The sequence below is a fragment of the Leucobacter sp. HNU genome, from assembly GCF_047946755.1.
Taxonomy (GTDB): Bacteria; Actinomycetota; Actinomycetes; order Actinomycetales; family Microbacteriaceae; genus Leucobacter.
In genome coordinates this window covers 3076453-3102006 of record NZ_CP178837.1, presented here as the reverse complement: position 1 = coordinate 3102006, position 25554 = coordinate 3076453, and the positions used below count along the sequence as shown (strand labels likewise).

Below are 25554 nucleotides of genomic sequence, written 5' to 3'. Positions count from 1 at the left end.
GAGCAGGGGTGCCGGCCGGGTCAGCCGGCCGGGCGGAGGTCGAGGCCGTCGCGGAGCACCCGCGCCGGGACGGGGCGGTCGGTGACGAGCTGGGCGATGTTCTCGGCGGCGAACTCGAGCCGGGTGCCGCTCTCGGGTCCGCCCCAGTTCGCGATCGCGTCGATGCCGAGCATCTCGCCGCCAGAGACCGAGGCGATGCGGAACGCCCGCTCGAGCTCGGCATCGGTGATCGCGCCGGTACGGTAGGCGAGCAGGTGCGCGCGGTCGACCATGCTGCCCGTGCCGAAGGGGCTCCACGAGTCGCGCACGCCGTCGGATCCGGCGACCAGGCGCACCCCGTGCTGCTCGAAGCGGTCGATGTCGGGCACGGGATCGGGCCCGAGCGCGCAGGTGGCGATCCAGATCCCGGCGTCGGCCACCGCGTCGAGCGTGGCGTCGAGGCTCGGCAGCGCGCCGTCGCAGAGCGCGAAGGCGTGCCCGATGGTCACGCGTCCCTGCCGGCCGCTCGCGACGGTTCGGCGGGCGATCTCGCGGATCTGCGCGAGGCCGTCCTCGCCGCCGTCGTGCAGGTGGATGTCGAGGTCGCGCCCTGCCCGGTCGGCGAGACCGAAGATGGCGTCGAGGTGCCCGTGCAGATCACCCTCGAGCCCGCCCGGATCGATGCCGCCGACGAGGTCGGCGCCGGCGTCGAGCGCGGCGGCCATGACCTCGAGGGTTCCCGGATTGGTGAGCAGGCCGAACTGCGGGAAGGCGACGATCTGCACGTCGAGGCCGGGCAGGCGCTCGGCTGCGGCGCGCACGCCCTCGACGTTCGCGGTGCCGAGCTCGCTCGACACGTCGACGTGCGCGCGCATCGCGAGCGTGCCGTTCGCACGGGCGTTCGAGAGCAGGTCGTAGGCGCGATCCTCGACGCTCCGCGTGTACGAGAACTGCGTGGCCCGATCGTTGTCGATGAGGTCGCGCAGGGTGGCGGCCGGGCGGCGCGACATCCAGGGACCGCCCCACGCGCTCTTGTCGGGGTGGATGTGCGCGTCGACGAGTGCGGGAGTGCGCAGCGTGCTGCCGGGGGTCGCGGGATTCAAGATCGCTCCTTCGGGATTCTCGGTCCGATGACCCGAGCGGGAGTAGACCCGTCAAGTCATCTGACATATGATAACCATACCTCTTGGCAGATACGCAAGGATGTAGACGTGCAACAGATTCAGCGCCGCTCACTCGTCGACACCGTCGTCGACCAACTCCGCGCCTCCATCGCCGACGGCACCTGGCCGATCGGCGCACGGATCCCCTCCGAGGCCGAGCTCACCGCGGCGCTCGGCGTCAGTCGCCCCTCCGTGCGCGAGGGCGTCCGCTCCCTCGTGCAGCTCGGCCTGCTCGAGACCCGGCAGGGCGACGGCACCTACGTCGTCGCCGACGACGAGGCCCAGGTCGCCCTGCGACGCGCCCTCCACACCGCCGACAGCCGCGAGGTGATCCGGGTGCGCCGCGCCCTCGACGCGCTCGCCGCCCGCGAAGCGGCCGTCGCGCGCACCCCCGAACAGCTCGACGCCCTCGCCGCGCATCTCGCCGCCCGCCGCGCGGCCATCGACCGCAGCGACACCGCAGCGTTCACCGAGCACGACGTCGCCTACCACCTCGCCATCGCCGAGGCCTCCGGCAACCAGCTCCTCTCGAGCATCTACGCGAGCTTCGACGCCTCGCTGCGCGAATCCGTCGCCGACGCCTCCTGCCTGTCGCACGGCAGCGACCCCGACCGCGCCGACATGCACGACGCGCTCTTCCGGGCGATCGACGCGCAGGATCCCGACGCCGCCCAGACCGCGGCCCTCGGCGTGCTCGACCAGCAGGAGCGCCTGCTCGACGAACTCCCGTGACGGGCACCGCCCGGAACGCCTTCGCAGCCGGCACGCTCGTCTTCGCCGTCGGGCTCAGCGTCCGCTTCCCCATCACCTCGGTCTCGCCCCTGCTCGCCGAGATCGGCAGAACGTACCACCTGCCCGCGTCGGGCCTCGCCGTCCTGAGCGCGATCCCGGTGCTCCTGTTCGGACTCGCCTCGCCGCTCGCCCCCTGGCTCGTCTCGCGGCTCGGCCTCGAACGCGCGCTCACGGTGCTGCTGGCCGCGCTCGCCCTCGCGACGCTGCTGCGGCCGCTCGCCGCACCCGCCCTCTTCGCCGGCACGATCGTCGTGGGCGCGACGATCGCGCTGCTCGGCATCCTCGCGCCGCAGATCATCCGCCGCTCCCTCCCCCGGCGGGGCGGCTTCTGGACCGGCATCTACACGACCTCCTTCGGGCTCAGCGCCGCCGCGGGCGCCGCGTTCTCCGTCCCCGTGCTCCACCTGCTCGACGACCGGGTCGGTCCCGCGCTCGCCGCCTGGGGGTCCCGCTGCTCGTCGCCACCGGCCTCGCGCTGGCCTTCGGCACGCGGCTCCGCGCCGCGCAGGCCGCCGAGCCGCACCGACCGCAGCGCTTCCGCAGCGCGATCCGCGCACGCGGCATCTGGGCCGTCACCGGGTTCTTCGGGGCGCAGGCGCTCATCTACTTCTCCCTCACCGCCTGGCTGCCCACGATCGCCGCCGACCGGGGCATGCCCCCGGCCGACGCCGGCCTGCTGCTGGCCTGGATGAGCGTCGCGGGCCTCCCCGCGTCGCTCGTCGCGCCGACGCTCGCCTCCCGGCGTCGTCTGCGCGTGCCGATCATCGCGGCCGTCTCGTGCCTCTCGGCCATCGGGCTCGCCGGACTGGCGTTCGCGCCGCTGGCGCTCGCCCCGCTCATGGTCGCCGTGCTCGGCATCGCCCAGAGCGCCGCGTTCGGGCTCGGGATCGCGCTCATCGTCTTCACCGCGCCGAGCGCGGCCGCCACCGCGACGTTCTCGGCGCTCAGCCAGGGGATCGGCTACGCCGCCGCCGCGACCGGGCCGCTGCTGCTCGGCCTGCTCGCGCAGCTCGGGCTCTCGTGGGCCGCGATCCTGAGCGTCCTCCTCATCGCGGCGGCCGCCGAGGCGGCCTTCGGGATCACCGCGGCGCGCGCCTCCGCTCCGGGGCCGGAGCCCGGCGCTCCGCCTACAGCCAGTCCTTCTTCTTGAAGATCACGTAGAGGGAGCCGGCGAACGCGAGCATGAGCCCGATCGCCGCCGGGTACCCGAACGCCCAGTGGAGCTCGGGCATCAGATCGAAGTTCATGCCGTAGATGCCGGTCACGAGCGAGGGCGCGAAGATGATGGCCGCCCAGCTCGAGATCTTCTTCGCCTGGTCGCTCTGGCGGACCGAGGCCTCCGTCATCAGCGCCATCTGCTCGTTCTGCTCGCGGCCGACGAGGCCGAGGTGGACGCTGAGCGCATCGCGCAGCATGTAGCGGAACCCGTCGGCGAACTCCACGATCCGGATCAGGTGGTCCTCGACGTCGCGCAGGTGGCGGCGCAGCTCGACGTCCCACGCGGCGACGCTCGCCGGTGCCGGCGACAGCGGGATCCCCGCGGAGCGGCGCTCCTCGCGCGCCCGCAGGTCGCGCACGAGACCGAGCAGCGGGGCCGTCGCCCGCTGGAACGCGATGACCTCGCCCGACAGCTCGTAGATGCGCCTCGCCAGCGCGACACTGGTCCCCGAGCCGTTGAAGAGCTCGTCCTCGATCTCGTCGATGTCCTTCTGCAGACCCTGCACCACCGGCTCGTAGTCATCGACCACACGGTCGAGGATCGCGTACGCCGCGGCCCCCGGCCCCAGCGAGAGCAGTTCGGGCTCGTCCTCCATGCGCCGGCGCACCTCCCCGAGCGACGGGTTCTCGGCCAGCCGGATCGTCAGCACGAAGTTCTCGCCGACGAACATGTGCAGCTCGCCGAACTCGACCTCCTCCACCGCGTCGAGGTAGCGGGCCGGACGCAGCACGAGGAAGAGCACGTCGCCGTAGAACTCGGCCTTGGGCCGCTGCTTGCCCGTGGCGACGTCCTCGACCGCGAGGGCGTGCAGGCCGAAGGTCTCGGCCACGAGCGACAGCTCCTCTGGCGTCGGGCGGAGGAGCCCGACCCAGGCGAACGCCCCGGGCAGCAGGCTCGCGTGGGCGTGCGCCTCGGGAATGGACTCGACCCCGTCGAGCCGCCGGCCCTCCCGGTAGACGCCGACATCGACGATCGCCATGTGTCCCTCCCTCGCGCGTGCACGCTCGCGTGCGGTCCTCCGCTGCGGCCGTGCCGCTGCGAGGGCGAGCGTACCGCACCCGCGTGACGCGCGAGCGCGGGCTCCGCCTCGGCCGGAGCCGTGGCGTGCGCCGCGGCTGCGGCCGAGGCTAGGCTGGCCGGAGCAAGGAGGCATCATGAGCGACACGACCGGGCAGCCGTCGGGCAGCCACAGCGAGATCCAGTTCGAGAACGAGCGGTTCCGCGTGACGAAGTGGACCATCGACCCGGGCGGGCACATCCCCATGCACCGGCACGACTTCGACTACGTCGTCGTGCCCCTGCTGCCCGCGACCGTGCGCATCGACTTCGCCGACGGCACCTCCTCCGAGGCGGAGCAGGTGCCCGGCGCCAGCTATGCACGACCCGCGGGAGCCGAGCACCGCCTCACCAACCTCAGCAGCACGTCGCCCGTGCTCTTCGTCGAAACGGAGCGTCTCTCGTGACCGCCGCAGGTACCGCCGCCGTCCGCCCGCTCGGCGCCGAGGATCGTGAGGCGTGGGAGCGCCTCTACCGCGGCTACCGCGACTTCTACGCGAAGCCCCACGACCCGGCCGTGTTCGACACGGTCTGGACCTGGTTGATGGACGATGCGCACGAGACCCGGGCGCTCCTCGCCGAGGCCGATGGCCGCCCGGTCGCGCTCGCGCACTTCCGCCGTTTCGCCCGGCCGATCGACGGCGCGTACGCGCTCTATCTCGACGACCTGTTCACGGCGCCCGATGCGCGCGGCACGGGAGCCGGCACCGCACTGCTGCACCGCCTGGCCGAGATCGCCCGCGACGAGGACGCCGTGCTGGTGCGCTGGATCACGGCCGCGGACAACGAGACCGCGCGTCGCGTCTACGACCGCGAGGCGACGCAGACGCCCTGGGTCACCTACGACCTGAAGCCCGCCGACTGAGCGGGAACTTCAGCGTCCGCCGGTTGAGCGACGCAGGAGGCGAAACCCGGAACCCTCGATTTCGACTCGCTCCGCTCGCTCAATCAGGCGGACCTGCTGCGGCCGAACCCGGAGTTCCGCGTCAGGCGGGCTCCTCCGCGTCCTCGTGATGCGGGTGGCCCGATTCCTCGTGCGTGGCCGGGCCCTCCGGGGTCGCCCCGCCCTCGTCGGCCCAGTCGCGTCCCGGGTCGACGTTGTGCGCGGGGTCCGATTCGAGGTCGCGTCCCGGGTCCGTGCGTTCGACTCCGCTCATGGTGTCCTCCCTCCGGATCCCGCCTCGGCGGGACTCGTTCCGACTATTCTCCAGCGTACGCCGCACGCCTGCGCGGCAACAGTGGATGCGCGGCTCCCGCCGCTCCGGCGCACCCCATCTGTACTAGCATTCGGGGGAACCCGCCCGCCCAGACGGAAGGAGATCCCGTGAAGCGGATCCTGACCTACGGAACCTTCGACCTGCTGCACTGGGGGCACATCCGTCTGCTGCGTCGCGCGCGTTCGCTCGGCGACTACCTCGTCGTCGCGGCATCCACCGAGGAGTTCAACGCGGGCAAGGGCAAGAAGACGTACCACGACTTCGAGACGCGCAAGAACATGCTCGAGGCCGTGCGCTACGTCGATCTCGTGATCCCGGAGCAGGCGTGGGACCAGAAGATCCGCGACGTGCAGAAGTACGAGATCGACACCGTGGTCATGGGCGGCGACTGGGAGGGCGACCCCCGCTTCGAGATCCTCCGCGACTACTGCGAGGTGGTCTACCTCGACCGCACCGAGGGCGTCTCGACCACCAAGATCAAGAACGACCTCGGCGAGGGCGCGTAGGCCGCGAGCGCGGAACCCTCGGGACGGGCGCCCCGCACGGCGCTCAGTGCGTCGAGAAGCCGCCGTCGACGGCGATCGACTGCCCCGTGATGTAGCCCGCGGACGGCGAGGCGAGCATGACGACGGCCCCGCCGAAGTCCTCGGGCTCGCCGTTGCGCCCGACCAGCGTGCGCGCGGCCAGCGCCGCGACCGTCTCGGGATCGGCGCTGAGGCGCCGGTTCAGCGGGGTCTGCACGAAGCCGGGCACGAGCGCGTTGGCGGTGACGCCACGAGCGGACCAGGCTTCGGCCTGCGAACGCGCGAGCGCCTCGATGGCGGCTTTCGAAACGCCGTAGGCGCCGCTGTTCGCGAACGGGCGGTGCGCCTGCTGCGAACTCAGGTGGATCACGCGTCCGTAGCCGCGTTCGGCCATGCCCGGGATGAGGCGCTGCCCGAGCACGAACGCCGCGTCGAGGTTGACGGCCATGGTCGCGTCCCACGCCGCCTCGTCGAGCTCGCCGAGCGGCGGTCGCAGGTTGATCCCGGCGCTGTGCACGAGGATGTCGATGTCGCCCGCGGCGTCGGCGAGCGCGTGCGCGCCTGCGCGGCTGCCGAGGTCGGCGGTGATCCCGTCCGCACTGCCGCCGCCGTCGCGGATCCCGGCGACGGTCTCCGCGATCGCCGCGGTGGTGCGGGCCGCGACCCGGACGTGCGCACCGGCGCCGGCGAGCGCCCGCGCGATGGCCCGGCCGATGCCCGAGCTGCCGCCGGTGACGAGGGCCGTGCGCCCGCCGAGTCCGAAGAGGCCGTCGAGGGTGGGGAGCGCGCTCATGCGCTCACCCTATCGGCGTCGCACACGGCAGCGCCCGTCGGCTGGGGAGTGCGCGGAGACGCATCAGGGTTGGCGTGTCGAGCGAAGCGATGACACGCCGGGGTCCCCTGCTCTGCGTCTCTGCGCACTCCCCAGTCGACGGGCGCTGATCTCCCCTGCTCTGCAGGCCCACGCAATTCCGGCACCGACGGGCGCTTGACCGGTTACAGCACCTTCGAGAGGAACGCCTTGGTGCGCTCCCGCTGCGGGTTGGTGAGCACTTCGACGGGGTCGCCGGACTCGACGACCACGCCGCCGTCCATGAACACGAGCGTGTCGGCGACTTCGCGGGCGAAGCCCATCTCGTGCGTCACCACCACCATGGTCATGCCGCTCTCGGCGAGGCCCTTCATGACGTCGAGCACTTCACCCACGAGTTCGGGGTCGAGCGCCGAGGTGGGCTCGTCGAACAGCATGAGCTTGGGCTCCATGGCGAGGGCTCGCGCGATGGCGACGCGCTGCTGCTGCCCGCCCGACAGGTGCGCCGGGTAGTAGTCGTAGCGCTCCGCGAGGCCGACCCTGGCCAGCAGTTCCATGGCCCGCGCCTTGAGCTGCGCCTTGTCCCCCTTCTTGAGGAGGGTGGGCGCGATCATGACGTTCTCGAGGGCGGTCATGTGCGGGAACAGGTTGAAGCGCTGGAACACCATGCCGATGTCTCGGCGTTGCTTCGCGGCCTCCTTCGGGTGCATCTCGTACAGCTTCTCGCCGTCCTGGCGGTAGCCGACGATCTCGCCGTCGACCGAGAGGCGCCCCGAGTTGACCGTCTCGAGGTGGTTGATGCAGCGCAGGAAGGTGGACTTGCCGGATCCGGACGGGCCGACGAGGCAGAGCACCTCGCCCTTCTGCACTTCGAGGGAGATGGACTTGAGCACGAGGTTCGAGCCGTACGCCTTCGAGACGCCCTCGGCCTTCACCATGGGCACGTTGCTGGTCTGTGCGGTCATCGACTTCCTCTCCGCGGCCCATGTGCGGCGGCACGATTCCCGTGCGTCCGTCGTTCTCGGTGTACGTCGGGTGCGTTTCGCTGTTCTTGATCGCCGCGAGCTTCGCCTCTTCGGCGGTGATCACGCCGACGGCCGCGGTTTCGACGGTCGGCTTCATGACGTCGGGACGCTGCCCGATGCCGCGGGCGAAGTGCCGCTCGAGGTAGTACTGGCCGACCATGAGGATCGAGGTGACGACGAGGTACCAGATCGACGCGACGATCAGCATGGGGATCGGCTTGTAGGTGACGGCGGAGATATCGCGCGTGCGGGTGTACAGCTCGAGCGAGAACGGCACTGCGACCACGAGCGAGGTGGTCTTCAGCATGGAGATCACTTCGTTGCCGGTCGGCGGGATGATCACGCGCATGGCCTGCGGGAGCACCACGCGGGTCATGGTGTGCCACCAGCCGAGGCCGAGCGCGGTCGCGGCTTCGTCCTGGCCCTTGTCGACCGAGAGCAGGCCGGCGCGCACGATCTCGGCCATGTAGGCCGACTCGTTGAGCGCGAGGCCGATCACGGCGAGGGCGAAGGCGGGCAGCAGGTCCTGCACGTTGAGCGACAGGCTGCCGATCGTGATCTTCTGGTAGATGGTTCCGACGAGGCCCCAGAACACGAGCTGCACGTACACCGGGGTGCCGCGGAACAGCCAGAGGTAGACCCAGGCGACGGCCTTGACCACGGGGTTGGGCGAGAGCCGCATGACGGCGAGCAGCACGCCGAGGATGATCGCGATGACCATCGAGTACACGGTGAGCTGCAGCGTGTACCCGACGGCCTGGATCACGCGGACGTCGAAGACGTACTTCGCGACCTCGGGCCAGTCGTAGCCGTTGTCCCCGCCGCGCGTGGTGAAGGCATCGAACAGGAAGAGCCCGACGATGATCACCAGAACGGCGGCGAGGATGATCCGCCCGGGGTGCTTGAGCCGGATGGCCTCGATGGGCTCCGAATCGTAGAACGGCTGTGTGTCAGCCTTGGCCCGGTCGGCCATGCTCAGGACTTCCCGCCGTTGATGACGGCTTCCTTCACGGCACCGGCCTCGACACCCGCGTCGGTGAGGATCTTGGTGTAGGTGCCGTCCTTCATGAGCGACTCGACGGCGGCCTGCACGGCCTTGGTGAGCTCGCTGCCCTTGGCGGTGACGAAGCCGTAGGGGGCGTTGTCGAAGGACTCGCCGGAGGCCTCGAGCTTGCCGCCGGTGGCCTTGATCGCGGCGAGGGTGACGGGGGAGTCGGCGGAGAGCGCGTCGGCCTTGCCGAGCACGACCGCGTTGGTCGCCTCTTCCTGGCCGTCGAACTTCAGCACCTGGATCTCGGGCTTGCCGGCGTCCTTGCAGGCCTGCTGCCGGGCCGGCATCTCGTCGGTGTCCTGCACGGTGCCGGACTGGACCGAGACCTTGAGGCCGCAGGCGTCCTCGGGGTTGACGGTCTTGCCCTTGGGCGCGGCCCAGAGGGTGCCGGCCTGGTAGTAGTCGACGAAGTCGACCGACTTCTGCCGTTCGAGCGTGTCGGTGAACGAGGACGAGCCCATGTTGAACTTGCCGCCGTTGATGTTCGGGATGATCGAGTCGAACTTCGACACCTGCCACTCGGACTTGAGGCCGAGCTTCGCGGCGACGGCGTCGGCGAGGGTGACGTTCCACCCGGTCGGGTTGCCGTTGGCGTCCTTGTACTCGTTGGGCGGGTAGGAGGCGTCGGTGCCGATGATGAGCTTGCCCGAGTCCTTGACGTCCTTGGGGAGCAGGGCGACCGCGGCCGAGTCGGCCTTGATGTCGCTCGTGGCGGGCGACTTGGTGCCGCCGCCGGAGCCTTCGGAGTCGGCGTTGTTGACGCAGCCGGTGAGCGCGAGCGCGGTGACGGCGGCGAGCGCGGGAAGTACCACTCGAATCTTCATCGATTCATTTCCTTACTTCGGTGTCAGGGAGGAGGGGTGAGCCTGGGGACCGAGTGTAGCGACCGGTTCGGGTGTTCCGGCCCCAGATTCTCTCGGCGGCACCAGACGGTGTCTGGAGGACCGGATTCTCTGCGACGCCCCGGGCGTAGTCGAAGCCTAGCCCGCGTGAAACGCGCGTCAGAAATCACCGCGCGAATTGGAATCCGATCGAGACCAAGGACGTTTCGGGCGCATATCCGGGACTCCGGGTAACGAACAGGTAACGAAATTTCCCCCAGATCAGCGCTATATTCTTCGGAAGCCATCGCCGGATATCCGCCGGCTTCGCCTTGCGACCCCGTATTCGCGTTGTTAGCGTCGAAGGCAGCGTTCCACGCGAGAAACCACGGTCCGCGGTCGCCGCGAGAGCACCTGCTCGAAGCGCGGCGGGCGTACGGTTCGCGGTGGCCGCCGGTCCCGATGGCCGCGGCATGCAGGGCGCCGGTCGAAGCGGTCGAGAGGGCCGCGCCCGGGCGCCCCCACCGCCGAACCCGGGCCACGCAGCGGGTACCTTCGGCGTACCCGCATGAGGAGTGTCTGTGACGATCCCATCGCCAGCACCGCCCACCGATCACGAACGAGACGCCCGCGAGGCGGCTTCGCCCGAGCCCGGCACCGCCATCGCGGTCGACCGCGTCTTCAAGGTCTTCGGCCGACGGCCGAACGAGGCCGTGAAGCGCCTGCGCACGGGCGCGAGCCGCGACGAGGTGCGCCCCTTCGGCACCGCGGCGGTGATCGACGCGAGCTTCGACGTGCGCCAGGGCGAGATCTTCGTGGTCATGGGGCTCTCCGGCTCCGGCAAGTCGACCCTGATCCGCATGCTCAACGGGCTCAACGAGTCCACCGCCGGCTCGATCCGGGTGTTCGACACCGAGGTCGTCGGCCTCGGCGCCGCCGAGCTGCGCGCCGTACGCCGCGACCGCATGTCGATGGTGTTCCAGCACTTCGCGCTGCTCCCCCACCGCACCGTGCTCGACAACGTGGCCTACGGCCTCGAGCTGCAGGGCGTCGCCCTGCCCGAGCGCACCGCGACGGCACGGCGCTGGCTCGACCGCGTCGGCCTGAGCAAGTGGGAGTCGTCGCTGCCCGGCGAGCTGTCGGGCGGCATGCAGCAGCGCGTCGGCCTCGCCCGCGCGTTCGCCGCGGACACCGACATCCTCCTCATGGACGAGGCCTTCTCGGCGCTCGATCCGCTTATCCGCCGCGAGATGCAGGAGCTGCTCATCGAGCTCCAGCAGGAGCTCGGCAAGACGATCGTGTTCATCACGCACGACCTCAACGAGGCGATGTTCCTCGGCGACCGGATCGCGGTCATGCGCGACGGCCGCATCGTGCAGGTCGGCACCCCGAACGACATCCTCACCGATCCCGCGAACGACTACGTCGCGCAGTTCGTGCAGGACGTCGACCGCGCCCGCGTGCTCACGGCAGGCGACGTGATGGAGCCCCCGCTCGCCGTCGTCACGGCGAGCGCCGGCCCCCGCACCGCGCTGCGCACCATGCGCGATCTGCAGACGTCCGCCTGCTTCGTCACGACGGGCGGCCGCAAGCTGCTCGGCGTCGTGCGCGACAAGGACATGCTGCGCGAGGTGCGCGAGGGCGGCACGGACGTCACGAAGCGCCTCCGCCCGACTCCGTCGATCGTGTCCCCCGACCAGCACATCGCCGAGCTCTTCGAGATGGCGGTCGAGAGCCCGCTGCCGGTCGCCGTGGTCGACGAGCAGGATCGCCTGATCGGCGTCGTGCCGCGCGTGACCCTGCTCGCGGCCCTCGCCGACCTGCCGGCGGTCACCACCGAGATCCCGATCATCGAGCCGGCACCCGGCGTGCCCGCGGCGATGATCACCGAGACGCTCGCGGCGAACGGCGCCGATGCGCCCGGATCCGCTGCCGGCGATGACGAGGAGGCGACCCGATGAACGGCTTCCGCATCCCCATCGGCGACTGGGTCGCCGGCGCGCTCGACTGGTTCAAGGACACCTTCACCTGGCTGCTCGACTTCGTGGGCTTCGTCATGCAGTGGCTCGTCTCCGGGCTCACCGACGCACTGCTCGCGGTCCCCTTCCCCGCCCTGGTCCTGCTGTTCGCCCTGATCGGCTGGTTCGTCCGCTCCTGGCAGCTCGCGATCGGCACGATCGTCGGCTTCCTGCTCATCGTCGCGATGGGCCAGTGGGAGACCTCGATGCAGACGCTCGCGCTCGTGCTGATCGCGACGCTGCTCGCCGTGATCATCGCGGTGCCGCTCGGCATCCTGGCGGCACGGAAGGACGCGTTCAGCGCGTTCATCAAGCCGGTGCTCGACTTCATGCAGACGATGCCCGCGTTCGTCTACCTGATCCCCGCGGTCACGTTCTTCAGCATCGGCGTGGTGCCGGGCGTCTTCTCGACGGTGATCTTCGCACTGGCCCCGGGCGTACGGTTCACCGAGCTCGGCATCCGCGGCGTCGACTCCGAGACCGTCGAGGCGGGCCACGCGTTCGGCGCGACCCCGGGCCGGATCCTGCGCGGAATCCAGCTGCCCCTCGCGATGCCGACGATCATGGCCGGCATCAACCAGGTCATCATGCTCGCCCTGTCCATGGCGGTCGTGGCCGGCTTCGTCGGCGCCGACGGCCTCGGCAAAGAGGTCATCGCCTCGATCTCGACGCTGAACCTCAGCCAGGGCGTCGAGGCCGGCCTCGGCGTCGTGATCCTCGCGGTCTACCTCGACCGCGTCACCGCCGCGCTCGGCACGCCGAGCGAGTTCCGCACCTCCGTCCTCGGATCGATCCGCCGCGCACCCGGCGCGAAGGCGAAGCGCATGTGGTTCGGCCTCGCGGCCGCCGTGGTCGCGATCGCGCTCGTCGCCGTCGGCAGTCTCGCCGTCACCCGCACTTCGGGCGGCGCGGACGAGGCGGCGGGCGGCGCGGGCTCCGACAAGACCATCACGCTCGGCTTCCTCCCGTCCTGGACCGACGGCCTCAGCATGACCTACCTGCTGAAGGACCAGCTGGAGAAGGAGGGCTACACGGTCGAGCTCAAGGAGCTGACCGAGGCCGCCGTGCTCTACACGGGCCTCGCGAAGGGCGACGTCGACATCTACCCCTCCGCCTGGTCCGAGAAGACCCACGCCAGCTACATGAAGAAGTACGGCGCGGACATCGAGGATCTCGGCGCCTACTACGACAACGCGGTGCTGACCATCGCGGTGCCGAAGTACGTCGATGTCGATTCCATCGAGGATCTGAAGGGCAACGCCAAGCGCTTCGACGGCAAGATCATCGGCATCGAGCCGAGCGCGGGCCTCACCGAGCAGACGCAGAACACGATGATGCCCGAGTACGGCCTCGACACGGAGTACGAGCTCGTGACCTCGTCGACCGCGACCATGCTCACCACCCTGCAGAACGCGATCGACAAGAAGCAGGACATCGCGGTGACCCTGTGGCGCCCCTTCTGGGCGAACGACAAGTTCCCCGTGAAGGACCTCAAGGATCCGAAGGGCGCCATGGGCAAGCCCGAGGCGCTGCACTTCCTCGCGAACAAGGGCTTCAGCGAGAAGCACCCCGACATCGCGAAGATGATCGCCGGGATCAAGCTCGACGACGCCGAGTACGGCTCGCTCGAGGATCTGGTGGTCAACAAGTTCGGCAAGGGCAAGGAGCCGGACGCCGTCACCGAGTGGCTGAAGGAGCACCCCGACGCCTACCCGACGCTCATGACGCAGTAGCTCGGCCCGGCGCGGATACGCCGAAGGCCCCGGAGCGGAATGCTCCGGGGCCTTCGGCGTATCCGCGGGTCGCCCTACTGCGTCTTGACCGCTCCGGTGCGTCGGCGGATCTCCTCCGAGACCGCGATCGCGTCGCCCTGGGGCGCGTCCGACTTGTTGTCGGGGCGCGCGACGAACAGGTAGACCAGGCCGGTGACGAGCACGACCGCGAGGCCGATGAGCACCACGTAGTCCGCGAAGAAGTCACCGGTCTCGCCCGGCTTCGCCAGGAGGTACATCGCGAAGAGCCCGTACGCGAGGGCCACCACGTTGACCGCCGTGCCGGCCCCTCCGAGGCTGAACGGCCCGGCGGGCTTCCACCCCTGAAGCGCTGGCGCAGGCTCGCGAACACGACCATCTGGAACGCCAGGTAGATGCCGAGGATCGCGAACGAGGTGACCGCGACGAGGATCCCGTTGTTGAAGTAGATCAGCACGCAGATGAGCGCGGGGACCGTGCACGCGACGATGAGCGCGTTCGTCGGCACCTTGCTGCGCTCCGACACCTTCGACAGCCAGGTGTGGCCAGGCAGCATCCCGTCGCGCGCGAACGAGTAGAGCAGTCGGCTCGCCGCGGCCTGCAGGCTGAGCACGCACGAGATGAACGCGAGGATCGCGATGATCAGGAACAGCTTCGCGCCCACGGGCCCGAGCGTCGCGTCGAGGATCGACGGGATCGGATCGGTGACCTTGCCCGACACGATGTCCTCGAGGTTGGGGGCGGCGAGCACGTAGCCGCCGAACGAGAACAGCGCCGAGACCGCGCCGACGAAGATCGTCATCATCATGGCTCGCGGGATCCGGCGGGCCGGATCCGACACCTCCTCCGCCACGTCGCCGCACGCCTCGAAGCCGTAGAAGAGGAAGAGGCCGGCGAGCGCCGAGGCGAGGAAGACGGGCAGGTAGGAGCCGTCGCCCGCCGTCCCCATGGTGTCGAAGAACACCGAGAAGTCGTGCTTGCGCTGGAAGATCAGCAGGTAGAGGCCGAGTCCGATCACGCCGATGAGCTCCGCCGCGAGCCCGATGCGGGCGATGCGGGCGAGCCACTTCGTGCCGGAGAAGTTGATCGCGAGCGCGAGCAGCAGCAGGCCGAGCGCCGTGAACAGCGTCGCCTCGGGTGTCAGCTCGATGCCGAGCAGGCTCGTGACGAAGCCGGAGCCGAACTCGGCGACCGAGGTGATCGTCACGATCATGGCCCAGATGTAGACCCAGGCGGCCAGCCAGGCGTAGCGCCGACCCCAGAGCCTGCGCGCCCAGGGGTAGATGCCACCGTGGATCGGGTACTGGGAGACGATCTCGCCGAACACGAGCGAGACGAGCAGCTGGCCGCAGGCCACGATCACGATCCACCAGATCGACGGCGGGCCGCCGGTCGAGAGCGCGAGAGCGAGCAGCGAGTAGACACCGACGAGCGGCGAGAGATAGGTGAAGCCGAGGGCGAAGTTCGCCCACAGGCTCATGGATCGATCGAACTTGCCCTCGTAGCCGAGCACCGCCAGGTGCTCGTCGTCGCCGAGGTGCCCGTTCGGAGTATTGGACGTCATCGTCGCGTTCCTTTCGGAGCCGGCCGCGCCCCACTGCGCGGACCGGGTCAAGCATAGAGCCCCGCGACCGGGCCTCCTCCGCCGGATCGCACAGTCCGCACCCGCCTCCGGTGTGCACGGGCGTCCGGCCCGGCGCGGCCTCCGGCATACTGGTGCCCATGTCCGAGCCCCAGCCGCAGCCCCATCCCCTCGACGCCGTCGCCTGGCCGAAGCGCACGGAACGCCTCGTGCTGCGCCGTGCCGGGGAACACGACATCGACGCGCTCTGGCAGCATCGCGGGCGCGACGACGTCGGCGAGTGGCTCGGCTGGCACCCCGTCGACCGCGCCGACTGGGAGGCGTCGATGCCCGCCCGGCTGCCCGACACCCTCGTGTTCGAACTCGACGGCCGCATCATCGGCGACGTCCTGGTCTCGGTGGGGAGCGCGTGGTCGCAGCGCGAGGTGCGGGATCGCGCCGTCGGCGTCCAGGCCGAGCTCGGCTGGACCATGCATCCCGACTTCGAGGGGCGAGGCTACGCCTCCGAGGCCGTGCGAGAGGTGATCCGGGTCTGCTTCGAGGAGCTCGGACTGCACCGGATCCAGGCCGGGGCCTTCACCCCGAACGAGCCCTCGCAGAAGCTCATGCGCCGGGTCGGCATGCGGCTCGAGAGCAGCTCGCTGCGCGACGCCCTGCACCGCGATCACGGCTGGGTCGACGGCGTCATGTACGGCCTCCTCGCCGAGGAGTGGCGTCGGCAGCGCGACGGGCGCGCGCCGCGCGCGACGATCCTGCACGGCTTCACCGCATCCCCAGAGGACCACTGGTTCCCCTGGCTCGCCGAGCGGCTCGAGGCCGCCGGTTTCGAGGTCCGCGTCCCCGCGCTGCCCGATGCGCAGGACCCCGATGCGGACGCCTGGCAGGCCGCGGCCTCCGACGCCATCGGCGAGATCCGCGACGGCGACGCCGTGATCGGCCACAGCCTCGGCGCGCTCGCCGCCGTGCGCGTGCTGGCCGAGCGTGCGCGCCGCGCCGAGGGCGGCGCGGTCGATCCCGCCGACCGGCTCGGCAGCCTGGTGCTCGTCTCGGGATTCGCGGGACCCGTCGAACCGATCCCCGAGCTCGACCGCTTCGCCGCCGCCGGCGTCGACCTCGCGGGCGTTCCCGCGGTGGTGCGCAGCATCGCGGTACTGCGCTCCGACGACGACGCGATCGTTCCGGCCGCCGACACCGATGCGCTCGCCGCCGCCCTCGGCGTCCCGGTCGAGGTGGTGCCCGGCGGCGGGCACTTCCTGGGCCGCGAGGGCTGGACGAAGCTCCCCGCCGCGCTCTGGCCCGTGCTGCGCACGTCCTGAGCGCGACGAGGAGCCGCGGACCGGTCTAGGCGACGAAGAGCGGGATCGCGCCGGTCAGGATCCCGACCGCGAGCATCACGAGCGACACGATCGTCGCCCGCCACAGCACCTTCTTGTGGTGGTCGCCGAGGTTGACGCTCGCGAGCGAGACGAGCAGCAGGATCGCCGGGACGAGCGGGCTCTGCAGGTGCACCGGCTGGCCCGTGATCGAAGCCCGGGCCATCTCGACGGGGTCGATGCCGAAGTGCGCCGCGCTCTGCGACAGCACGGGCAGGATGCCGTAGTAGAAGGCGTCGTTCGACATGAAGAAGGTGAACGGGATCGACAGCACCCCCGTGATCGGGGCCAGGAACGGGCCCACCTCCGTCGGCAGGACGCTCGTGATCCACTTCGCCATCGCATCGACCATGCCGGTGCCCGAGAGCACGCCGACGAGCACGCCCGCCGCGATCACCATCGACACGACCCCGACGATGCTGGGCGCGTGCGCGACGATCTCGGCCGCCTGGTCCTTCAGCCTGCGGAAGTTCATCACGAGCGCGAGCCCGGCACCGACCATGAAGACGTACGGCAGCGGCATGATGTCGAGCACCAGCAGCACCATCACCGCGACGGTGAGCACGAGGTTCGCCCAGATGAGCTTCGGCCGCAGCGTGGCGCGGGTCGGGTCGAGCATGGTGTCGGCCATGGCGGTGTCGGTGGGATCCACCTGGGCGGCGGCCACTGCGGGGCCGCCGATGCCGACGGTCACGAGGTTGCCCGTGTGCAGCGATGCTCGCGCGCCCGGCTTGCTGTCGGCGCCGCGGAACAGCTTCGGCACGCCGGCCAGGAGGCCGCCGTCGGCGGAGCCGTCGAGACGGGTCGCGTCGATGCGGCCGAGCCGGTTCCGCTCCTGGATGCCCAGCATCCAGGCGAAGCCGAAGGCCACGACGAGCCCGACGAGCATGGCGGGGATCATCGGCACGAACACGTCCGACACCTGCAGGTTCAGCGCGGTCGCGGCGCGCACCGTCGGGCCGCCCCAGGGGAGGATGTTCATGGTGCCGTTCATGAGCCCGGCCACGCAGGTGAGCACGACCGGACTCATGCCGAGGCGCAGGTAGATCGGCAGCATCGCCGAGGTCGTGATGATGAACGTGGTCGAGCCGTCGCCGTCGAGCGAGACCGCCGCGGCCAGCAGCGCGGTGCCGAGCACGACCTTCGCGGGGTCGTCGCCGAGCAGGCGCGTGATGAAGCGGATCAGCGGATCGAACAGCCCCACGTCGATCATGATCCCGAAGAACATGATCGCGAACATGAGGAGCGCCGCCGTCGGCGCCATGTTGCCGATCGCGTCGAGCACCATGTCGCCGAGCCCGAGCCCCGCGCCGGCGAACAGGCCGAAGATGGTGGGCACGAGGATCAGCGCGACCATCGGGGTGAGGCGCTTCGTCATGATCAGCGTCATGAACACGAGCACCATCGTGAACCCGAGGATCACGAGCACCCACTCGGGCGGCACGAATGCGAGGTCGTACGTGGGCTTCTCGTCCGCTGCGCGCAGCAGCAGCTCGGACATCGCCGGTTGCATCAGATGACTCCTTTGTCGTCGGGCCGCCGAGAGCGGCCTGCGCCGATGCTAGGGAGAAACCGGACCCGGCTCCGAGTAGCTCGCATTTCATCGCGTTCTGCGCGTAGCGTGGGTTCTGCGCATTGTGCGCACGGGGCTTCGGGGGTGCGGATGCGCAGAATGGAGAGCATGGCTCGACCGGACCGCGCGCGTCTGCGCTTCGCAACGCGCGTCCTGCTGCTGCAGCTCGGCACGGTGGTGCTGGTCGTCGCCCTCTGCACCGGGGTCTATCTGTTCCTCGCGGTCCAGCAGCTGCGCGCCTCGTCGCAATCCGCCGCGCTCGGCATCGCCCGCACCGTCGCCGAGGACCCAACCGTGCGCGAACTCGTCGCCGAGTTCTCCGCCGACCCCGGCACCCCCGCGGCCGCCGGGCTGCGCGACGGCGAACTGCAGCGCACCGCCGCCGGGATCACGGAACGCACCGGCGTGTTGTTCGTCGTGATCACCGACGACCACGGGATCCGCCTCGCCCACCCCCAGACCGACCGCCTCGGCCAGGAGGTGAGCACGCCCTACGACCGGGTGCTGCAGGGGCACGAGGTCGTCGACTGGGAGCGCGGCACCCTCGGGATCTCGGCCCGGGCCAAGGTCCCCGTCTACGCGCCCGATGCGCCAGGCACCGGCGCCGCGGGCGCGCAGCGCCCCGTCGGCGAGGTGAGCGTCGGCTTCGAACAGGGCAGCGTGTTCGACGACCTCCCCGCACTGCTCGGCTCGATCGCGCTCGCGGCGCTCGGCGGGATCGGGATCGCGACCCTCGCCACCCTGCTGATGCGGCGACGATGGGAACGCCTCACCCTGGGCCTCCAGCCCGAGGACCTCGCCGCACTGGTGCAGAACCAGACCGCCGTGCTCGACGGCGTCGGAGACGGGGTCCTCGGCGTCGACCCCGACGGCACCGTGCTCGTCTGCAACGCGGCCGCGGAACGCATGCTGGGCATCGAGCGCCCCGTCGGCCGCCCCCTCGCCGAGCTCGGACTGCCCGACCGGATCCTCGCGGCGCTCGCCGCCGAGGACGGCGGCGGCGTCCTGCATGCCGGCCGCGTGCTGTTCGTCGAGCAGCGGCCCGTCCGACGCGGGCAGCGGCGGCTCGGCCGCGTCGTCATCGTGCGGGATCGCACCGACCTCGTCGCGCTGAGCGAGCGCCTCGAGACCGTGCGCGCCATGACCGGGGCCCTGCGAGTGCAGCGGCACGAGTTCGCGAACCGCATGCACGTCGCCGCCGGCCTCATCGACGCCGAGCGCGTGCCCGAGGCCCGCGAGTTCCTCGGCGAGCTCGTCGAACGCGGCGCCGTCGGATACCCCGTGCTCGGGCTCGACGGGCTCGGCGACCCGTTCCTGCACGCCTTCCTCGGCGCCAAGGGCATCGAAGCGGGCGAGCGCGGGGTGCGCCTGCGCGTCGGCGAGGACACCCAACTGCTCGGCACGATCCGGGATCCCGAGAACACCGCCGCCGTCCTCGGCAACCTCATCGACAACGCCGTGTCGGCGGCGGTACGGGGGCCGGCACCGCGCTGGGTCGAGGCGGTCCTGCTCGACGACGGCGACGCGCTCGTGCTCACCGTGGGCGATTCCGGGACCGGGATCCCGCCGGGCACGGACGTGTTCTCGCGCGATGGCCGGGGAGCCCCGGCCGGCGAGGACGGGCACGGGGACTCGGCGCACGGGCACGGGCTCGGACTCCCCTGTCGCGCGAGATCGCACGGGCGACCGGCGGAGACCTCTGGGTCGTCGACCCGGGCGGGCCCGGATCCGCTCCCGCGGCCGTCGACGGCCCGGCCTCCCGCACCGGCGCGGTGTTCGCCGCCCGCATCGGAGGGGTCGTCGACCCCGACCGGGGCACCGGGGCCGAACCGAACGGCCTTCCGCCCGGCTGTCCGACCGAACCTCCGAACGACCTCCCGACCGACCTCCCGACCGAGCAGGAGCGCCCGTGACCGATCCGATCCGCACCCTCGTCGTCGACGACGACTTCCGCGTCGCAGGCCTGCACCGCGACATCGTCGCCGAACGCCCGGGATTCCTGGCGCTCGAGCCCGCTCGATCGCTCGCCGAGGCGCGGGCCGCGATCCGTGCGCACCGCCCCGACCTGCTGCTGGTCGACGTCTACCTGCCGGACGGCGACGGCATCGACCTCGTGCGGGCCGCGGGGTGCGACGCCTTCGTGATCTCGGCGGCGGGCGACGCGCCGACCCTGCGCCGCGCACTCCGTGCGGGAGCCCTCGCCTGCCTGCTCAAGCCGTTCGAACCGCGCGTACTGGCCGAACGGCTCGAACGCTACGCGAGGTTCCGCAACCTGCTCGCGGGCACGGGCGCGGTGGCCCAGGAGGATCTCGACCGCGCCCTCGCGATCCTGAACGGGTCGAGCGACCCCGTGTCGCTCTCGCGCTCCGCGACGGAGAAGCTGATCCTCGACGCACTCGGTGCGGAGGAGTCCTCCGCGAGCGAGGTCGCGGAGCGCGCCGGGATCTCGCGCGCGACGGCGCAGCGCCACCTCGCAGCGCTCGCCGCACGGTCGGTCGTCGAGGTGCGCCTGCGCTACGGCTCGACGGGCCGCCCCGAGCACCGGTACACCATCGCCTCGCGCTGAGCGGGGACCCCCGCGGCTCGCGCGGCGGGCGACGCGGTCCTACCCGATCTCGAGCGCGAAGCCCGCGCCCGACGGCACGACGCGCACGGCGGCGAGATCCGCGACGTGCGCGTCGGGGGCGTACCGCGCAGCCGCAGCCCCCACCCCGACGACGCGCATGCCCGCCGCGCGAGCCGCGGCGATCCCCACCGAGGAATCCTCGAACACCACGCACTCCGCGGGCGCGACGCCGAGCCGTTCGGCGGCGAGCAGGAACCCCTCGGGGTCCGGCTTGCTCGCCCCGACCGACTCCGCGGTGACCGCGAGCTCGGGCACCCGCACCCCGGCGGCCCCCATGCGCGCGCGCAGCAGGGGCCCATCGGCCGAGGTCACCACCGCGTGCGGGTACGGCGCGAGCGCCTCGACGAGGGCGGCGGCACCGGCGATCTCGACGACGCCGTCCGTCTCGGCGGCCTCCCGCTCCAGCATGCGCGCGTTCTCGGCGAGGTTCTCCTCGGCGGAGCGCTCGGGCAGCAGGATCGCCATGCTCTCGTGCCCCTGACGGCCGTGGATCACCGACAGCACCGATTCGCGGGGCACCTCGTGCCGGGCCGCCCACTCGCCCCACAGCCGTTCCACGACCGCGGTCGAATCGACGAGGGTGCCGTCCATGTCGAGCAGCGCGGCCCGTGCTTCGATGCGTTCCATGGGCTCAGCCTAGGCGAGCCGCGCGGGCCGACGGCGGGCCCGAGCGCAGCGCGGTTTCACGACTCACTGCCGGCGCGCAGGCGCCGAGGGGAAACGAACGATAACGTGTCGTCGTGAACAACGGCACTCCCCGGCGATCCGCGCGACCGGGCTCGTCAGACGATTCGGCAAGCACACGGCGGTCGACGGCGTCGACCTCGAGGTCGCGCAGGGCGAGGTGGTCGCGTTCCTCGGCCCGAACGGGGCGGGCAAGACCACCACGATCGACATGATCCTCGGCCTCGGCAGGCCCGACGCGGGCTCGGTCGAGCTGTTCGGCATGAGCCCCCGCGCCGCGATCGCCCGCGGGCTCGTATCGGCCGTCATGCAGACCGGCGGCCTGCTCAAGGACCTCACGGTGCGCGACATCATGCGCCTGAACGCTTCGCTGTTCACGTCGACCATCGACGTCGACGACGCCCTCGAACGCGCCGGGATCCTGCAGATCGCCGCCCGCAAGGTCGAGAAGTGCTCGGGCGGCGAGCAGCAGCGTCTCCGCTTCGCGATGGCGCTGCTCTCGGATCCCGGGCTGCTGATCCTCGATGAGCCGACCACCGGCATGGACGTCGAGGGGCGGCGATCCTTCTGGAACGCGATCCACGCGGACGCGGCCCGCGGGCGCACTGTCGTGTTCGCGACGCACTACCTGGAGGAGGCCGACCAGTACGCGGACCGTATCGTACTGATCCGCCAGGGGCGGATCGTGGCCGACGGCTCCGCCGCGGAGATCAAGAGCATGGCGGCCGGACGTACCGTCGAGGCCGTGCTGGAGGGCGCCGAGGCGAACCGCGCCGAGCTCGAGCCCGTGCTGCGCGCGCTGCCCGGCGTCGAACAGGTGGAGCTGCGCGGCGATCGGATCAGGGTGCGCACGGCGGCGTCGGACGACACGGCCCGGCACCTGCTCACCGCGACCGCGGCGCACGACGTCACCATCACCAGCCAGAACCTGGAGCAGGCGTTCCTGCAGCTCACGGGCGACGGCGAACCGGGCTCCGAGCACGAGCGGCTCGGCCGGCACGAGACCACGGAGGCGGCACGATGAGCGGCGCGCAGCGCGAGCAGACCGCACGGATCGACACCGCGAACCGCACGACGCCGCCGTTCGGCGGCTTCAACCTGCGGTTCCTCGGCATGGAGCTCAAGCGCAGCTTCCGCAACACGGGCACACTCATCTTCACGCTCGCGTTCCCCATCGGCATGCTGTTCGCGATCGCCCTCCCGAACAAGAACACCGCGGTCACCGACGTGCCCGTCTCGCAGGGCGGGATCTCGGCCGCCGTGCCCATCATGATCTCGATGGCCGTCTACGGCGCGATGGTGGCCTCGACCATGATCGGCGTCTCGGTCGCGACCGAACGCTCGCAGGGCTGGAGCCGCCAGCTGCGCCTGACCCCGCTGAACCCGGGCGTCTACATCGGCGTGAAGATCCTCACCGGTCTCGCGATCGGCGCCGTCGGCGTCGCTGCCACGCTCATCGCGGGGACGGTCCTCGGCATCCACGCCCCGCTCGGCAACCTACTGCTCGCCGGGTTCATCGCCTGGATCTCGTCGCTCATGCTGACGGCGCTCGGCCTAGCGGTCGGCTACGCGTTCCCCGCGCAGAACGCGATGCGCTACCTCGGCCCGATCCTCCCCGTGCTGAGCTTCATGGGCGGCCTGTTCGTGCCGCTGCAGATCCTGCCGCAGGCGCTGCAGATCGCCGCGAAGTTCACGCCGCTGTGGGGCATCGCGGACATGTCGCAGTCGGCGTCGATCGGCGTCGCGCCGGATCCGTGGTCGTACGTGAACTTCGTCGTCTGGCTGGCCCTGTTCTCGGGTGCCGCGATCATGATGCTGCGGCGCGATACGGCGCGGGTCTGAGCTCGGAGAAGCGGTTCGGGCCGGTGCGGGGATCGCACCGGCCCGAACCGTTTCGATTCGGCTGCCCTACTTCAGTCCGCCGTTGCGCGCCCGCACCGCGAGGAGCGCGCAAGCGATCACGGCCATCCCGCCGACGACGGTCGGCCAGGTCAGGCGCTCGTGCAGCAGCAGAGCGGCCCAGCAGATGCTCATGACGGGCTGCGCGAGCTGCACCTGACTCACCTGCGCCATCGGCCCGATGGCGAGGCCCCGATACCAGGCGAAGAAGCCGAGGAACATGCTCACGACGGCCAGGTAGGCGAAGGCCGCCCACTGCACCGGGGTGCCGTTCGGCGCCCCGTCGGCGAGCGAGATCCCCGTGAGCAGCACCATGAGCGGCGAGGCGAGCACGAGCGCCCACGAGATGGTCTGCCAGGCACCGAGCTCGCGCGCGAGCATGCCGCCCTCGGCGTAGCCGATGGCGCACACGATCACGGCGGCGAACAGCAGCAGGTCGGCCCGGTGGAGGCCGCCGAAGCCGCCGCCCTGGATCAGCGCGAAGGCCACCGCCGCGACGGCGCCGACCCCGGCTGCGATCCAGAAGGACCGCCGGGGCCGCTCGCGCGCGCGGAGCACCGCGGCGACGGCGGTCGCCGCGGGCAGCAGCGCGATCACCACGGCGCCGTGGCTGGCCGGAGCGGTCGTGAGCGCGTAGGAGGTGAGCAGCGGGAAGCCGACCACGGCGCCGCCCGCGACCACGGCGACCCTGAGCCACTGGGCGCCGCGCGGCATGCGCTGGCGGGTGCTCGCGAGTGCGAGCGCCGCGAGCACCGCGGCGATGACGGCGCGGGCGGAGCCCGCGAACAGCGGCGACATCGCGCCGTCCGCCACTGCGACGCGAGTGAGCGGCACGGTGAACGAGAAGGCCGCGACGCCGAGCAGCCCCCACCACAGACCGGATCGGCCCGACGATAGCGGAAGTACGGAAATCGGAGTAGCGCTACTATCAATCCTCATGAACCATAGTAGCAGCGAGCGGATCGTCGCGGGCCTCAGCGAGTGGATCGCGTCGGCTCCGCCCGGAGCGAAGCTGCCCTCCACCCGCGCGCTCGTCGCCGAGTACGGGGCGAGCCCCGTCACCGTGCAGCAGGCGCTGCGCGTGCTCGTGGGGCGCGGCGCCGTCGAGACCCGGCCCGGCGTCGGCGCCTTCGTCCGTGCCGTGCGCACCGCTCGCACGACGGACCACGGCTGGCAGGCGGCCGCGCTGGGAGCGGCCGGGAACCCCGCGCCCCAGGTGCAGGCCGCCCTGCGCACGCCGCCCAACGACGTGATCTCCCTGCACGCCGGCTACCCCGACCGGGAGCTGCTGCCCGAGCGTCTCGTGCGTGCGGCCTTCTCCCGCGCCGGACGCGACGACAGCGCGGTCGTGCGGCCGCCGACGGCGGGGCTGCCCGAGCTGCAGACCTGGTTCGCGGCCGAGCTCGGATCCGTGGGTCGGGCCGATGTCGCCCCGCCCGCCGCGAGCGATGTGCTCGTGCTGCCGGGCAGCCAGAGCGGGCTCGGCACGATGTTCCGCACGATCGTCGGAACCGGCGGGACGCTGCTCATGGAGTCGCCGAGCTACTGGGGGGCGATCCAGGCGGCCGCGCAGGTCGGCGTGCGCGTCGTCCCGATCCCGAGCGGCACGAACGGCCCCGATCCCGAGACGCTGGAGCGCGCGTTCCGCCGGACCGGGGCGCACGCCTTCTACGCGCAGCCGAACTTCGCGAACCCGCACGGGGCCCAGTGGGCGCCCGAGCTCGTCGACCGGGTGCTCGACATCGTGCGCGCGAACGGCGCATTCCTCATCGAGGACGACTGGGCGCACGACTTCGGGATCGAGACGCGCTCGGCCCCCGTCGCCGCGCGCGACGACAGCGGGCACGTCGTCTACCTCCGCTCGCTCACCAAGAGCGTGTCACCCGCGGTGCGGGTCGCGGGCCTCATCGCGCGCGGCCCGGTGCGCGACAGACTGCTCGCAGACGCACAGGCGCAGTCCATGTACGTGAGCGGGGCGCTGCAGACGATCGCGCACGACGTCGTCACCCAGCCCGCCTGGCGCACCCACCTGCGGGGCGTGCGCCATCAGCTCGCCGCCCGCCGCGACCTGCTCGTGGCCGCACTGCGCGAGCACGCGCCGTCCGCGCGCCTCGACCTCGTGCCGAAGGGCGGCCTGAACCTCTGGCTGCGCCTGCCCGACGGGACCGACGCGCACCGCCTGGCGCGCGACTGCGAGGAACTCGGCGTCGCGGTGGCGCCCGGCCAGGGCTGGTTCCCGGAGCGGGCGCCCGGTCCTACGCTGCGGGTGAACTACTCGGGACCCGACCCGGCGTTCTTCGCCGAGGGCGCGCGGATCATCGGCGCGGCCCTCGAACGCCAGGAGGGCGACCGGACGGGCTGACGGGGCCCGGCCAGGGCCCGCTCGAACG

At 71.4% G+C, this 25554-nt stretch carries 22 protein-coding genes and 3 pseudogenes; 14 read left to right on the top strand and 11 right to left on the bottom strand.

Going from position 1 to position 25554, the window contains the following annotated elements:
* Positions 1 to 20: 20 nt before the first annotated feature.
* A complete protein-coding gene (locus AB3K78_RS15085; protein WP_416444578.1) occupies positions 21 to 1082 on the bottom strand; it encodes an amidohydrolase family protein in 1062 nt (353 codons plus the stop codon).
* Between the two features lie 108 nt (positions 1083 to 1190).
* On the opposite strand from AB3K78_RS15085, the gene AB3K78_RS15080 reads away from it, so the two are divergent.
* Positions 1191 to 1874: a FadR/GntR family transcriptional regulator gene (locus AB3K78_RS15080; protein ID WP_416444576.1), complete on the top strand. Its 684-nt coding sequence runs from the start codon at positions 1191 to 1193 to the stop codon at positions 1872 to 1874.
* Positions 1801 to 3084: an MFS transporter gene (locus tag AB3K78_RS15075; RefSeq protein WP_416447379.1), complete on the top strand. Its 1284-nt coding sequence runs from the start codon at positions 1801 to 1803 to the stop codon at positions 3082 to 3084. Before AB3K78_RS15080 ends, AB3K78_RS15075 begins: the two co-directional genes overlap by 74 nt.
* Here the strand turns inward: AB3K78_RS15075 and AB3K78_RS15070 are convergent.
* Positions 3062 to 4132, bottom strand: coding sequence for a magnesium and cobalt transport protein CorA (locus AB3K78_RS15070; RefSeq protein WP_416444574.1), 1071 nt, complete (start codon positions 4130 to 4132; stop codon positions 3062 to 3064). The two genes, AB3K78_RS15075 and AB3K78_RS15070, sit on opposite strands and share 23 nt — an antisense overlap.
* Positions 4133 to 4307: 175 nt before the next feature.
* On the opposite strand from AB3K78_RS15070, the gene AB3K78_RS15065 reads away from it, so the two are divergent.
* Together AB3K78_RS15065 and AB3K78_RS15060 are read left to right on the top strand one after the other, a co-directional pair.
* Positions 4308 to 4616, top strand: coding sequence for a cupin (locus AB3K78_RS15065; protein ID WP_416444572.1), 309 nt, complete (start codon positions 4308 to 4310; stop codon positions 4614 to 4616).
* The gene (locus tag AB3K78_RS15060) at positions 4613 to 5074 is read left to right on the top strand and encodes a GNAT family N-acetyltransferase (RefSeq protein WP_416444570.1); all 462 of its coding nucleotides are present in this window, start codon (positions 4613 to 4615) and stop codon (positions 5072 to 5074) included. Before AB3K78_RS15065 ends, AB3K78_RS15060 begins: the two co-directional genes overlap by 4 nt.
* A 121-nt stretch (positions 5075 to 5195) precedes the next feature.
* Here AB3K78_RS15060 and AB3K78_RS15055 read toward each other — a convergent pair whose 3' ends face one another.
* Positions 5196 to 5366 carry a hypothetical protein gene (locus tag AB3K78_RS15055; protein WP_416444568.1) on the bottom strand — a complete coding sequence of 57 codons (171 nt, stop codon included), beginning with the start codon at positions 5364 to 5366 and terminating at the stop codon, positions 5196 to 5198.
* Between the two features lie 167 nt (positions 5367 to 5533).
* Between AB3K78_RS15055 and tagD the strand changes: the two genes are divergently transcribed.
* The gene (tagD, locus tag AB3K78_RS15050) at positions 5534 to 5932 is read left to right on the top strand and encodes a glycerol-3-phosphate cytidylyltransferase (protein WP_046456459.1); all 399 of its coding nucleotides are present in this window, start codon (positions 5534 to 5536) and stop codon (positions 5930 to 5932) included.
* Between the two features lie 43 nt (positions 5933 to 5975).
* On the opposite strand, the gene AB3K78_RS15045 is transcribed toward tagD, so the two are convergent.
* From AB3K78_RS15045 to AB3K78_RS15030, 4 genes and pseudogenes are all read right to left on the bottom strand, one after another.
* Entirely contained in the window at positions 5976 to 6743 is a 768-nt protein-coding gene (locus AB3K78_RS15045; protein WP_416444566.1) for an SDR family NAD(P)-dependent oxidoreductase, read from the bottom strand.
* A 203-nt stretch (positions 6744 to 6946) separates the two neighbouring features.
* Entirely contained in the window at positions 6947 to 7699 is a 753-nt protein-coding gene (locus tag AB3K78_RS15040; RefSeq protein ID WP_416447378.1) for an amino acid ABC transporter ATP-binding protein, read from the bottom strand.
* A gap of 274 nt (positions 7700 to 7973) precedes the next feature.
* Positions 7974 to 8507: pseudogene (locus AB3K78_RS15035) on the bottom strand (amino acid ABC transporter permease); the annotation flags it as partial.
* Positions 8508 to 8761: 254 nt separating this feature from the next.
* Positions 8762 to 9661 carry an ABC transporter substrate-binding protein gene (locus AB3K78_RS15030; RefSeq protein ID WP_416444564.1) on the bottom strand — a complete coding sequence of 300 codons (900 nt, stop codon included), beginning with the start codon at positions 9659 to 9661 and terminating at the stop codon, positions 8762 to 8764.
* Positions 9662 to 10320: 659 nt separating this feature from the next.
* Here AB3K78_RS15030 and AB3K78_RS15025 point away from each other — a divergent pair.
* The 3 genes and pseudogenes from AB3K78_RS15025 (at position 10321) to AB3K78_RS15015 (ending at position 13409) form a co-directional block, all read left to right on the top strand.
* Positions 10321 to 11619 carry a quaternary amine ABC transporter ATP-binding protein gene (locus AB3K78_RS15025; protein ID WP_416447377.1) on the top strand — a complete coding sequence of 433 codons (1299 nt, stop codon included), beginning with the start codon at positions 10321 to 10323 and terminating at the stop codon, positions 11617 to 11619.
* Positions 11616 to 12476: pseudogene (locus AB3K78_RS15020) on the top strand (ABC transporter permease); the annotation flags it as partial. The gene AB3K78_RS15025 and the pseudogene AB3K78_RS15020, both read left to right, overlap by 4 nt.
* A 24-nt stretch (positions 12477 to 12500) precedes the next feature.
* Positions 12501 to 13409 (top strand): glycine betaine ABC transporter substrate-binding protein, encoded by a 909-nt coding sequence (locus AB3K78_RS15015; RefSeq protein WP_416447376.1) that lies wholly within the window; start codon positions 12501 to 12503, stop codon positions 13407 to 13409.
* Here AB3K78_RS15015 and AB3K78_RS15010 read toward each other — a convergent pair.
* Entirely contained in the window at positions 13396 to 14991 is a 1596-nt protein-coding gene (locus AB3K78_RS15010; RefSeq protein ID WP_416444562.1) for an APC family permease, read from the bottom strand. The two genes, AB3K78_RS15015 and AB3K78_RS15010, sit on opposite strands and share 14 nt — an antisense overlap.
* Positions 14992 to 15149: 158 nt before the next feature.
* On the opposite strand from AB3K78_RS15010, the gene AB3K78_RS15005 reads away from it, so the two are divergent.
* Positions 15150 to 16325 (top strand): GNAT family N-acetyltransferase, encoded by a 1176-nt coding sequence (locus AB3K78_RS15005; protein WP_416444560.1) that lies wholly within the window; start codon positions 15150 to 15152, stop codon positions 16323 to 16325.
* Between the two features lie 25 nt (positions 16326 to 16350).
* On the opposite strand, the gene AB3K78_RS15000 is transcribed toward AB3K78_RS15005, so the two are convergent.
* Positions 16351 to 17895 (bottom strand): CitMHS family transporter, encoded by a 1545-nt coding sequence (locus AB3K78_RS15000; protein ID WP_416444558.1) that lies wholly within the window; start codon positions 17893 to 17895, stop codon positions 16351 to 16353.
* Positions 17896 to 17898: 3 nt separating this feature from the next.
* Here AB3K78_RS15000 and AB3K78_RS14995 point away from each other — a divergent pair.
* Both AB3K78_RS14995 and AB3K78_RS14990 read left to right on the top strand, forming a co-directional pair.
* Positions 17899 to 19557 (top strand): annotated as a pseudogene (locus AB3K78_RS14995) (PAS domain-containing protein); the annotation flags it as partial.
* Between the two features lie 307 nt (positions 19558 to 19864).
* The gene (locus AB3K78_RS14990) at positions 19865 to 20521 is read left to right on the top strand and encodes a response regulator (RefSeq protein WP_416444556.1); all 657 of its coding nucleotides are present in this window, start codon (positions 19865 to 19867) and stop codon (positions 20519 to 20521) included.
* Positions 20522 to 20560: 39 nt separating this feature from the next.
* Here AB3K78_RS14990 and AB3K78_RS14985 read toward each other — a convergent pair whose 3' ends face one another.
* Positions 20561 to 21208 carry an HAD-IA family hydrolase gene (locus AB3K78_RS14985; protein WP_416444554.1) on the bottom strand — a complete coding sequence of 216 codons (648 nt, stop codon included), beginning with the start codon at positions 21206 to 21208 and terminating at the stop codon, positions 20561 to 20563.
* 100 nt (positions 21209 to 21308) lie between these two features.
* On the opposite strand from AB3K78_RS14985, the gene AB3K78_RS14980 reads away from it, so the two are divergent.
* Both AB3K78_RS14980 and AB3K78_RS14975 read left to right on the top strand, forming a co-directional pair.
* Complete coding sequence (locus AB3K78_RS14980; RefSeq protein WP_416447375.1) at positions 21309 to 22289, top strand: ABC transporter ATP-binding protein; 981 nt, start codon at positions 21309 to 21311, stop codon at positions 22287 to 22289.
* Entirely contained in the window at positions 22286 to 23107 is an 822-nt protein-coding gene (locus AB3K78_RS14975; protein ID WP_416444552.1) for an ABC transporter permease, read from the top strand. Before AB3K78_RS14980 ends, AB3K78_RS14975 begins: the two co-directional genes overlap by 4 nt.
* 66 nt (positions 23108 to 23173) lie before the next feature.
* Here AB3K78_RS14975 and AB3K78_RS14970 read toward each other — a convergent pair whose 3' ends face one another.
* Positions 23174 to 24103 carry a DMT family transporter gene (locus AB3K78_RS14970; RefSeq protein WP_416444550.1) on the bottom strand — a complete coding sequence of 310 codons (930 nt, stop codon included), beginning with the start codon at positions 24101 to 24103 and terminating at the stop codon, positions 23174 to 23176.
* On the opposite strand from AB3K78_RS14970, the gene AB3K78_RS14965 reads away from it, so the two are divergent.
* Positions 24102 to 25526, top strand: a complete 1425-nt coding sequence (locus AB3K78_RS14965) for a PLP-dependent aminotransferase family protein (protein ID WP_416444548.1) — start codon at positions 24102 to 24104, stop codon at positions 25524 to 25526. The two genes, AB3K78_RS14970 and AB3K78_RS14965, sit on opposite strands and share 2 nt — an antisense overlap.
* Positions 25527 to 25554 lie beyond the last annotated feature (28 nt).